Here is a 1,831-nt window from a genome sequence, read left to right on the forward strand (position 1 = left end):
CGTCGGCGTGGGAAGAAGAATCCGCAGATCGGGTCGTTTCTTGCGCCGCCTCAGGTTTGGCCTTCTGTGCGGTGCACCCTGCCAGAAGTACCACGCCGAGAATCAAGAAAAGGAGCCCATATCCTGCCATCTGTCGCCGATGCAGGCATTTCGCTTCTGCCCCACCCGTTGCCCCCAACGGTGTGAATTGGGACGTCACCAAAACGGACGTCTGGCGCGCTCCATTGGTGAGGGCATCCCGCAAACGACACTGAGAGAACTTGGCTGGTTTGAGCATCACACCATCCTCGGTTTTCGTGATGACCTTCCTTACACCGACTCACTTCCCCCCGCCGCGCGAGGCCGCTGCGGTCAACTCCTCCGAGAGGCTCGCAAGCAGCGATGATCCGGCTGGGTTTTGTCGCCAGGAAACCGGCGCAACCGAGCCGACCACCCGGCCTTCGGAACAATGCTCCCCCCCGCGATGACGTAGCCCTATGCCGGCACGGCGGGCCGGTGAACCGTAACCAGAGGCCAGGAAAACTCTCTCATCTTAGCACATCCCGGGAAGTTGCGGCACGGGATTGCGCGAGGACTAGAGAGAAGTGAAAATAGATAAACAAGTTCCCGTTGGACGACAGGAGGAATTCATGGCCTATCGGGTGCATTTCGGTGCGGAGCGATACGTCGAACTTCCGGCACTGCCCAGTGTATGGCAGGCAGAGCCCCCGGGCGCAACCGCCCAGCAGGTGTCCGACCTGGAGGCGGCCATCCGGAAGGCATTAGAAGGTCCCCTGGGCCTCCCTGCGCTTTCAGAATGCCTTACAGGGGACGACACGGTCGTGCTCGCCATTCGGCGGGGTACTCCCTGCAGTGATCAGATTATCAGCACGGTGGTCCAGGTGGTTCTCGATCGTCTGACCCCATCCCAGCCGGTCACCATTCTGCGAACGGAGGCCGACGCGGCAGCAGAGCGGGCTGACCCACGACGTTTGCTCCGTCCTGAACATGCCCGCCGCGTGATCATCAAAACGCACCAGGCCCGCAATTCGGAAGATCTGGCCTATCTGGCCCGGTTCGAGGATGGGCGAGTGCTCCGACTCAATCGTTCGCTCGTGGAAGCCGACGTCGTCATACCGATCGGCTGGACACAGTCTCGCGGTACATGGAATCGCTACAGCGCATTCGGAGCGATTTTCCCCGCCTTTGCCGACCATACCGCCCAACAACGACACTGGCGGGAAGTGGTGGAGCGAGTCCGGTACCGAAAGCTGAAACGGGCGGGAAAGGTTCGCAACTCCCCTTTCCGAGCGGCAAGCAGCCTCAGTCGCGAAGCCGACTGGTTGCTGGGGACACTCTTCGCCCTGGAAGCCGTCCCGGGACCACTCGGCAGAGTGCTGCGAGTTATGGCGGGGGATGTCCACCGTGTGGCCAAAGAATCGCGGGAAGAGTTCCTCCGACAGTGGGGGCTTCCTGTAGAACGCCGAAGCGATGTCGTCATCGCGGGCGTGGACCACAACCCCGCTCACTCCGCCTGGGAAAACCTGGCGCAGGCAGCCTGGGCGGCGGCGCGCCTGGTCAACCCACGCGGTCAAATCATTCTCCTGGCGGATTGGGAGACACCGGGGAAAAGCTCACCGGGAGTGGGCCTGTCCCCAAGCGAGGTGGCCGCCCGAGGTAGTTGGACCGACGTTCTGCAGGAACTGGGCGACGCTGTTGTTCCGTACTGGCTGCTGTCGCGAGTCCGTCGGCGTGCCAGCCTGTGTGTCTGGTCGCCGCAACCGGTTTCTCAATCGCTCTGGCGAGAGTGGATCGACTGGCTGGGCATCGAAACATCCAGCCGACCGGCCGT

Annotated in this window: 2 protein-coding genes; one reads left to right on the plus strand and one right to left on the minus strand. The window is 62.3% G+C overall.

Translation table 11 applies throughout. The features are described 5' to 3' along the window. Window positions 1-277, minus strand: a 277-nt coding sequence (locus H5U08_RS17505) for a hypothetical protein (protein ID WP_297036057.1), incomplete at its 3' end; no start/stop codon positions are given. A gap of 352 nt (window positions 278-629) precedes the next feature. Between H5U08_RS17505 and H5U08_RS17510 the strand changes: the two genes are divergently transcribed. After that, window positions 630-1,831: lactate racemase domain-containing protein (locus tag H5U08_RS17510; protein WP_297036059.1), on the plus strand; the 1,202-nt coding region annotated here is incomplete at its 3' end.

The sequence above is a fragment of the Thermogutta sp. genome, from assembly GCF_014359955.1.
Taxonomy (GTDB): Bacteria; Planctomycetota; Planctomycetia; order Pirellulales; family Thermoguttaceae; genus Thermogutta.